Annotated in this window: 11 protein-coding genes; 6 read left to right on the forward strand and 5 right to left on the reverse strand. The window is 69.3% G+C overall.

Going from position 1 to position 8474, the window contains the following annotated elements; all coding sequences use genetic code 11:
* Window positions 1-25: 25 nt before the first annotated feature.
* The 5 genes from MKL09_RS20315 (at window position 26) to MKL09_RS20335 (ending at window position 2965) form a co-directional block, all read left to right on the forward strand.
* Window positions 26-457 (forward strand): gamma-glutamylcyclotransferase family protein, encoded by a 432-nt coding sequence (locus MKL09_RS20315; RefSeq protein WP_244023129.1) that lies wholly within the window; start codon window positions 26-28, stop codon window positions 455-457.
* A gap of 143 nt (window positions 458-600) precedes the next feature.
* Entirely contained in the window at window positions 601-1449 is an 849-nt protein-coding gene (locus tag MKL09_RS20320) for a formate/nitrite transporter family protein (protein ID WP_244023131.1), read from the forward strand.
* Between the two features lie 55 nt (window positions 1450-1504).
* Window positions 1505-1789, forward strand: coding sequence for an acylphosphatase (locus MKL09_RS20325; RefSeq protein WP_244023133.1), 285 nt, complete (start codon window positions 1505-1507; stop codon window positions 1787-1789).
* Between the two features lie 109 nt (window positions 1790-1898).
* Entirely contained in the window at window positions 1899-2660 is a 762-nt protein-coding gene (locus MKL09_RS20330; protein WP_244023135.1) for a DUF599 domain-containing protein, read from the forward strand.
* Entirely contained in the window at window positions 2657-2965 is a 309-nt protein-coding gene (locus MKL09_RS20335) for a DUF3253 domain-containing protein (RefSeq protein ID WP_244023137.1), read from the forward strand. The genes MKL09_RS20330 and MKL09_RS20335 overlap by 4 nt, the downstream gene beginning before the upstream one ends.
* On the opposite strand, the gene MKL09_RS20340 is transcribed toward MKL09_RS20335, so the two are convergent.
* The 5 genes from MKL09_RS20340 to epmA all read right to left on the reverse strand — a co-directional run bounded on the left by MKL09_RS20340 (window position 2902) and on the right by epmA (window position 7202).
* Window positions 2902-3729 (reverse strand): YdcF family protein, encoded by an 828-nt coding sequence (locus MKL09_RS20340; protein ID WP_244023139.1) that lies wholly within the window; start codon window positions 3727-3729, stop codon window positions 2902-2904. The two genes, MKL09_RS20335 and MKL09_RS20340, sit on opposite strands and share 64 nt — an antisense overlap.
* Window positions 3730-3737: 8 nt before the next feature.
* Window positions 3738-4385 carry a dimethylmenaquinone methyltransferase gene (locus tag MKL09_RS20345; protein WP_244023141.1) on the reverse strand — a complete coding sequence of 216 codons (648 nt, stop codon included), beginning with the start codon at window positions 4383-4385 and terminating at the stop codon, window positions 3738-3740.
* 90 nt (window positions 4386-4475) lie between these two features.
* On the reverse strand, window positions 4476-5087 hold the full coding sequence (locus tag MKL09_RS20350) for a glutathione S-transferase family protein (protein WP_244023153.1): 612 nt from the start codon (window positions 5085-5087) through the stop codon (window positions 4476-4478).
* Window positions 5088-5106: 19 nt separating this feature from the next.
* The gene (locus MKL09_RS20355; RefSeq protein ID WP_244023143.1) at window positions 5107-6150 is read right to left on the reverse strand and encodes a lysine-2,3-aminomutase-like protein; all 1044 of its coding nucleotides are present in this window, start codon (window positions 6148-6150) and stop codon (window positions 5107-5109) included.
* Entirely contained in the window at window positions 6147-7202 is a 1056-nt protein-coding gene (epmA, locus tag MKL09_RS20360) for an EF-P lysine aminoacylase EpmA (protein WP_244023145.1), read from the reverse strand. The genes MKL09_RS20355 and epmA overlap by 4 nt, the downstream gene beginning before the upstream one ends.
* Before the next feature lie 370 nt (window positions 7203-7572).
* On the opposite strand from epmA, the gene efp reads away from it, so the two are divergent.
* A complete protein-coding gene (gene efp / locus MKL09_RS20365) occupies window positions 7573-8139 on the forward strand; it encodes an elongation factor P (protein WP_092041355.1) in 567 nt (188 codons plus the stop codon).
* Window positions 8140-8474: the final 335 nt, after the last annotated feature.

An 8474-nucleotide genomic window follows, 5' to 3' on the forward strand; every position in this document is an offset into this window, starting at 1 on the left:
CCGGTCGGCCGCTGATCACGACGGCATGCCCCTCTACTTCGCCTACGGCGCGAACATGGATGCCACCGCGATGGCCCTGCGCTGCCCGGTCTCGCGGCTGATCGGCGGCGGGCGACTGCCGGGGTACCGCTTCATCATCATGCGCGAGGGCTACGCCTCGGTGGTGCGAGACCCTGCCCGCGCGGTCCATGGAATCTTGTGGGAGTTAGCGCTCGACGACATCCCGGCGCTGGACCGCTACGAGGGTGTCGCCGGCGGCCTTTATGCCAAGGCGACGCTGCCCGTGACCACGGCCGGCGGGGTCAAGCGGGCCCTGATCTACCTCGGCCGGTCCACCGCGCCCGGCCGGCCCCGGCCTGGCTACCTCGACGCCGTGGTGGCGGCCGCGCACGCCGAGCAGCTGCCGCCGGCGTATATTCGCGAACTCAGTAGCTGGATGCGCGGCCCGCCGGCCTGAACGCCCGGCAACTGGTACGCAACCTGCTTGCTCGCGATCGACCGGGGTGGCGACACCACCATGCGCCCCGGCCAGCTGTCGTGATTGCGCAGCGTGCCCTTCGGTCAACGGCGATCGGCGGCCGCGTGCGGGGAGAGGTTCGCATGTCCTATCTGGCGCCCGCCGATTTCGTGAAGAAGGCCGTCGATGCCGGCGAATCGAAGGTCTTCATGGCCACCAAAGACACGTTCATCCGGGCCTACATGGCCGGCGCGATCCTGGCGCTCGCGGCCGCCTTCGCGGTGACCATCAACCAGACCACCGGCCAGCCGCTGGTCGGGGCGCTGCTGTTCCCGGTCGGCTTCTCGATGCTGTACCTGCTCGGCTACGACCTGTTCACCGGCGTCTGCGTGCTCACGCCGCTCGCCCTGATCGACAAGCGCCCGGGCGTCACCGTGGCCGGCATCGCCCGCAACTGGACGCTGGTGTTCTTCGGCAACTTCGCCGGCGCGCTCACCACCGCCGTGATGATGGCGATCGTCTTCACCTTCGGCTTCGCCACCGAGCCGAACGCGGTCGGCAAGGCGATCGCCGGCATCGGCGAGGCCCGCACCCTCGGCTACGAGAAATACGGCGCCGCCGGCATGCTGACGCTCTTCGTGCGCGCCATGATGTGCAACTGGATGGTCTCCACCGGCGTCATTGGCGCGATGCTGTCCACCTCGGTCCCCGGCAAGGTGATCGCCATGTGGATGCCGATCACGGTGTTCTTCTTCATGACCTTCGAGCACTCGGTCGTGAACATGTTCCTGTTCCCGTCGGCGATCCTGATGGGCGGCCACCTGACCGTCATGGATTACCTGCTGTGGAACGAGATCCCGACGCTGCTCGGCAACATCGTCGGCGGCCTCGCCTTCACCGGCCTGATGCTCTACTCGACCCACGTCCGCACCGGCGAGACGCGCTCGGTCCCCATGGGCTCCGGCGTCCGTCGCCCGATGGCGGCCGAGTAAGGGTCTGGCGGCCCGCGCGTCTTTGCGCGGGCCTTTTGGGGACGGTGCCCATCTCGTGAGCACGTTGCGCACCGTCTCCGTCATCATCCAGGGACGCGTCCAGGGCGTGTCCTACCGGGCCTGGACCCAGGCCGAAGCGCGTGCGCGCGGTCTATTCGGCTTCGTGCGTAACCGCGACGACGGCTCGGTCGAAGCGCTGTTCGGCGGGCCGTCGGACGCCGTCGATCAGATCGTAGCGCAATGCTGGTCGGGGCCGCCCGGCGCACGGGTTTCCGACGTCACCGCGCATGAGGGCGGCGATCCACCGGCGTCGGACCGCTTCGAGATTTTGCGGGGCTGATCCGGTCCGACCGTCACCGGAAGACGATTCGGGCGGGTTCTGTCGCGAGGGCGGGACTGGTATGGCCCCTGGGGCCGCTCCCGATCTCCGCTTCTGGCCCCCCGAGACCATGACCGACCTGACCGCAGGCAGCGCCGCCTTCTCGCCCCTCGATCTCGGGGCGCTGCTCTACTTCATCGTCGCCTGGGTCGCGTACGGCCTGTCGGTCGGGCGCCTGCGCGGGCGCATGATCTCGCTGAGTCAGATCATGAACGTCCACCGGTCCAACTGGGCGCGGCAGGTGATCGGCCGTGACAACCGGGTGGTGGACACGCAGATCAACGCGTCGCTCCAGAACGGCACCGCCTTCTTCGCCTCGACCTCCCTGATCGCGCTCGGCTCGGTGCTGACCCTGTCGCGCTCCGGCGACGACGTGCTCAACCTGTTCGCGACGCTCCCGTTCGGGACGGTGGCGAACCGCACGACCTGGGAGCTGAAGGTCGCCGGCCTCGCCTTCGTGTTCGTCTATGCGTTCTTCAAATTCGCCTGGGCCTACCGACTGTTCAATTACGCGGCGATCCTGCTCGGTGCAGTGCCTTCGAAGGGTTCGGGCGTGAGCGAGACCGAGATGCTGCGCGCCGTCCGCCGGGTCGCGGCGATGAATGTCAGCGCCGGGCGGCACTTCGCCCGCGGGCAGCGGGCCTTCTTCTTCGCGCTCGCTTATCTCGGCTGGTTCATCAGCCCGTATGTGCTGATCGCCTCGACAAGCGTCGTGGTCGTCATCATGTGGCGTCGACAGTTCGCCTCGGAGATCCGCAAGGCGTTGCTGGAGGCCGGTGAAGGGCCGCATGAGGGTTCGCTTCTGGCCCCCGCCGAGGAGGCACGGACATGATCACGACCAAGGTGGACGAGGCAGCGATCGAGGAGACCCTGCTGGGCCTCGTGGCCGAGCGGGGCGCCGGCAAGACCATCTGCCCGTCCGAGGTGGCCCGCGCGCTGGGCGGCCCGCATCCGGACGGGTGGGGACCACTGATGCAGCCGGTGCGGCGGGTGGCGGTGCGGCTCGCCCATGCCGGCCAGGTCGCGATCCTGCGCAAGGGCAAGCCCGTCGATCCGGACGATTTCCGGGGCATCTACCGGCTGACGCTGTCCGGTGCCGCGACTGGCTCCGGCCCCGGCAGCCAGTCCGGCGTGTAGCCGGCGAGCCGGTAGACGACGAGGCCGATCCATTCCTTCACGGCCAGATCGAGCTGCAGCAGGCCGTCGGAGGCGAAACCCTTGAACCGGGTCACATCGACCCAACCCCGGGTGCGGTAATCGACCGGAAAGGCGTCGACCGTGAATCCGGCCTGCCGGAAGCACCCGATCGCCCGGGGCATATGCCAGGCCGAGGTGACCAGGAGCCAGCGCTCGCCTGGTTTCGGCTGGACCAGGGCCGCCGAGAAGGTCGCATTCTCGTAGGTGTTGCGCGAGCGGTTCTCCAAGATCAGCCGCGAGCGGGGCAGACCCATCGGGTCGGCCTCGTGGCTTACGATGTCCGCCTCGGGCGTTCCGCCCCCGACGACGCCGCTGCCGCCGGTGAAGACGAGACGTGCATCCGGAAAGCGGCGTGCGAGGTCGGCGAAGTAGATCTGTCTTTCCGCGGCGTCATTGACGACGATCTGCCCGCGCGCCTCCGCCACGCCGGTCATGATCGCACCGCCGAGGACGATGATCCCCGTCGGAGGTGCGCGATCGGCGACGGGATAGGCCGCGAACCTCTGCTCCAAGGGCAGCAAGATCAGCGCGGATAGCGGCGTCAGCCCGCCGAGCAGCAGCCCGAGGAAGCCGAACGCCCCGAACGCGATGCCGGCCGCGCGGCGGCGCATCATCAGGAGAGCGAATCCGATCAACCCCAGGAAGATGAAGAAATTTGACGGCGTGACCAGGAAATAGGTCACTTTGGAAATTGCAAGAAACATGGTTCGAGTCAGGCCGATTTCGCCTCGGCCTCGAACCGGGCCAGTGCGGCGGCGTCCGGCGGCAGCAGGCTGGCGAGGCTCTCGCCCTTCTCGACTTCGCGCTGGATCCACAGGTCGAGGCGCTGCTGCTCGACCGCTTCCAGGGCGACCCGCTCGGCGAGGTCGGCCGGCAGCGCGACGATGCCACCGGGTCCGCAGACCACGATATCGCCCGGATGGATCGCGGCACCGCCGCAGGAGACAGGTTCCTGGGCGCCGACCAGGGCCAGGGTCTCGCTCCCGGCCTCCGGCGCGGACCAGACCGGCAGGCCGACCGTATCCGGCAGGGCGCCGTCGGTGACGAGGCCGGCCACGCCGCGCTGGGCGAGGCGCGCCGCGACGATCGCTCCGAAGGGCAGGGCGAGCCCGGAACCGGCGGCATCGATTACCAGGATTGCGCCCTCCGGAACCGCATCGATCGCGGCGGCGAGGTCGCCCGCGGCGTCGTTGCGGGCGGGGATCATCCGCAACGTGTAGGCGGGGCCGATGGCGCTGCCGCCGCGCCCGGACAGGCCGCGTGGGCTGAACGCCTTAACGCTGGCCCGCGCCAGCGCCCGGGCCAAGCTCGCCGGCGTCACAGCGGAGAGCGCGTCGCGCAGGGTCGGGTCGATCGCCATCAGGGGCTCCGTGGAAGGCTGGCGCCGGACGGATCGGCCAGTCCGCTCAAGGTGGATCGAACCGGCGCGCCGGCAAGGCCGGGCTTGGACTCAACCGATCGGTTCGCCGAGCGCCCGTGCCGCCCCGGGCCGGGCCGCGATCCGCTCGTACCAGCGGCGCAGGGCGGGGCGCTCGACGCGTTGGGCCGGCAGGTTCAGCCAGCGATGCGCCGCGCAGCCGAGCGCGATATCGGCGATGCCGAAGCTTTGGCCAACCACGTAGTCCCGGTCGGACAAATGCGCCTCCAGGATCGCGGCGAAGGCCTCCGTGCGCTTCAGCGAGGCGGCGATCACGGCCTGGTCCGGATTGGAAGACCGGTAGAGCTGCCAGAACGCCTCGCGCATGGCGGGCGTGAAGGTGGTGGACTGCCAATCGAGCCATTGCTCGAGATGGCCGCGCACCCGCGGATCGACCGGCAGCGCCAGGGCGGGCGCGGTCGCCGCCACGTAGCGCAGGATGGCGTTCGACTCCCAGAGCACGAATCCGTCCTCCTCCAGGGTCGGGACCAGCCCGTTCGGATTCCTGGCGCGATAGGCGGGATCGTCGACGACGCCATGCGCGCCGCCGGCCTCGATCCGCTCGTAGGCGAGCCCGGCTTCGTCCAGCGCCCAGACCGCTTTCTGCACGTTCACCGAGGTGAGCCGGCCCCAGAGCTTGCGCATCGTCACGAAAACATCTCCGCTACGCCTTCGGCGGGTAGGCGTGCTCGCACCCGTTCGGATCGGTAACCCGCGTCTCGCCTTCTGAGCCGCGCAGGTAGCCGGGTCCAACCGGTACTTTGCCGTGGCCGCCGGGGATGTCGAGCACGTAGGTCGGCTGCGCCAGGCCGGAGAGGCGGCCGCGCAGGGCGCGCATCAGCGCCTGCCCTTCGGTCAGGCTGGTGCGCAGATGCCCGGTGCCGGGGGCGAGGTCCCCGTGATGCAGGTAATAGGGCTTGATCCGGTTCTCCACGAAGGCCCGCATCAGCGCTTCCAAAGTCGCCGCGTCGTCGTTGACCCCGCGCAGCAGCACCGACTGGCTGACCATCGGGATCCCGGCATCGACCAGCTTGGCGCAGGCCGCTTGGGCCGCCGGGGTGAACTCGCGCGGGTGGTTGGCGTGCAGGGCCACGAACACCGCGCGCCCGAACTGCTTGAGGGATTGAACCACATCGTCGCCGACGAGGTCGGGCTTCACCACCGGCACGCGGGTGTGGATCCGCATCACCCGGACGTGCGCGATCGCCGCCAGACGCTCAGCAATGATCCCGAGCCGCCGGGCCGAGAGCGCGAACGGGTCGCCGCCGGTGAGCACCACCTCCCAGATCCGCGGGTCCCGGGCGATGTAGGCCAATGCACCGTCGAGTTCGGCGTCGGTGAGCGAGCCGAGCCCATCGGGCCCGACCATCTCCCGGCGGAAGCAGAAGCGGCAATAGACCGGGCAGATATGCAGCGGCTTCAGCAGGACGCGGTCCGGGTAGCGGTGGACGATCCCCACCACCGGAGCGTGGGCTTCGTCACCGATCGGGTCGGCCCGCTCCTCCGCGGCGAGCACGGACTCCGCGACCTGCGGCACGAATTGGCGGCCGATCGGATCGGCAGTATCGTCCGGGTCGATCAACTCGGCCATGTCGGGCGTGATCGAGACGGCGTAGCGGGCCAGGACATGGCGCAACGCGTCCGCCTCGGGACCCGACAGCAATCCGGCCTCGGCAAGGTCGACGGCGCTGCGCAGGGTGCGGTTCACGGCAACGTCTCCGCCACCGGCGTCCAGAGGACGTCGTCGATCCGGTTCGCGCCGCAGGCCAGCATGGCCAGGCGGTCGAAGCCGAGGGCGATTCCCGAGGCATCGGGCAGGATGGCCATCGCTGCGAAGAAATCCTCGTCGAACGGGTAGGTCTCGGCGTAGACCTTCAGCTTCTCTTCCATCTCCGATTCGAAACGCCTGCGCAGGGAAACCGGATCGGTCAATTCGCCGAAGGCATTGGCGAGTTCGACCCCGCAGGCATAGAGCTCGAACCGTTCGGCCACCCGTGGATCGTCAGGAGCTGGCCGGGCGAGGGCGGCCTCGCTGATCGGGTACTCGCACAGGATCGTCGGGCGCCCGATGCCGAGATGCGGCTCGACCCGTGCCACCAGCACCCGGGAAAACAGGTCGGCCCAACTATCATCGGGCGCGACCCGAAGGTCTGCCGCCGAGACGGCAGTGGCGAGGCCGTCCCGGTCGGTCTCGCCGGTGCGCGATACGGTCCTGAGAAGATCGATGCCGGCAAAACGCTCGAAGGCCTCCGCGAGGGTGAGCCGCTCCGGTTCGGCAAGGGGGTCGGCTTCCCGGCCGCGGTAGGTGAAGCGGCGCGTGCCGGCGGTTTCGGCGGCAAGTGCCAGCAGCTCGGCGCAATCGGCCATCAGGTCGGTGTAGGGCACGCTGGCCCGATACCATTCCAGCATGGTGAATTCCGGGTGGTGCAGCGGTCCGCGCTCGCGATTGCGGAACACCCGGGCGACGCTGAGCAGCCGCGTCTCGCCCGCCGCCAGCAGCTTCTTGCAGGCAAATTCCGGCGAGGTGTGCAGGTAGAGCGGCGTCCGCGCCCCGCTCGGACCGATCGCCTCCGTGGCGAAGGCGGACAGATGCGCCTCGTTGCCGGGGGACACCTGCAGGCAGGCGGCCTCGGCCTCGACGAAGTCGCGCGCGGCGAACCACGCCCGGAAGGCGGCGAGGATGCGGTTGCGCATCAGCAGGCGCGGGCGCCGGTCGGCGTGGCGCTCGGGGGACCACCAGGGGGAGGGGATTGCGGTCAAAGTCCAGCTCCCGGGCGGCCGAGCGCGTCCCGTTCCGCCGGTGTACGGGTGCTGCGTCGGGCGGGCACGTCGATCCTGAACGTCGTCATCGCGCGATCCTGACAGGCTCCCGGTCGGACTGCCGAATGCCCGCATCGCCGTATGTGACGCGGGTCCCTTCTCCCGTTCGGGAGAGGGGGCGTGTCGCGTCATTCGCGGGCCGATGTGCAACTATCATAGCTTGGTCGGGCGTGCGCACCGAGCCCACGCGTCCCGGTTGCCGCCCGCCGGCTGGCAACGGCGCCGGAGATGCGATAGTGCCGGGGGCTTGAAATCCCGTGCACGCGCTTGGCGTGTGCCGACCCGCCTTGTCAATGCAGGACGCAATTCCGTGAAGGTGATCGCCTCAACGCTCCGTAAGGGCAACGTCGTCGAGAAGGACGGCAAGCTCTACGTGATCCTGTTCGCCGAGAACATCCACCCCGGCAAGGGCACACCGGTGACCCAGCTCGACATGCGCCGCATCACGGACGGCGTGAAGGTGTCCGAGCGCTACCGCACCACCGAGCAGGTCGAGCGGGCCTTCGTGGAGGATCGTGAGCACACCTTCCTGTACAGCGATGCCGAAGGGTTCCACTTCATGAACCCTGAGAGCTACGAGCAGGTCGCGGTGCCGGCGGACGTGGTCGGCGATGCCGCCCCCTACCTCCAGGAGGGCATGGCCGTGATGCTGGCGAGCCACAACGACGTGCCGCTGACCATCGAGCTGCCCCAGCGCGTGACCCTGGAGGTCGCCGAGACCGAGCCGGTGCTCAAGGGCCAGACCGCCTCCTCGTCCTACAAGCCGGCGACCCTCTCGAACGGCGTACGCACCACCGTGCCGCCCCACATCGCCGCCGGTACCCGGGTCGTCGTGATGACGGCGGACGGCGCCTACGTCGAGCGCGCCAAGGACTGATTTTTTGAGGGGGGCGGCCGCCGAACGACTATCGCGCGGTGGATCCCCTTGTCCCCTCCGCGCCCTCATCCTGAGGTGCCGGAGCGAAGCGGAGGCCTCGAAGGAGGCCTCCAACCAGCCGCGCGATCCCTGGAGATCGCCTTCGCGGCCTGCTGCGCGCGCCCTCAGAAGTAGGGCGTGGATTGGGGCATCCAACGTCCCCCCTCACCGGGGCATCCGGGACGCCGCTTCGATCGCCCCGTAGCACCCCTGCGATATGGCCTGCGCCCTCAGCCGTTCCTGCGGGCTGAACGGCCGGCCATCCTCCCGAAAAAGATCCTCCTGGATCAGCGCCT

It is taken from the genome of Methylobacterium sp. J-048, assembly GCF_022829515.1.
Taxonomy (GTDB): domain Bacteria; phylum Pseudomonadota; class Alphaproteobacteria; order Rhizobiales; family Beijerinckiaceae; genus Methylobacterium.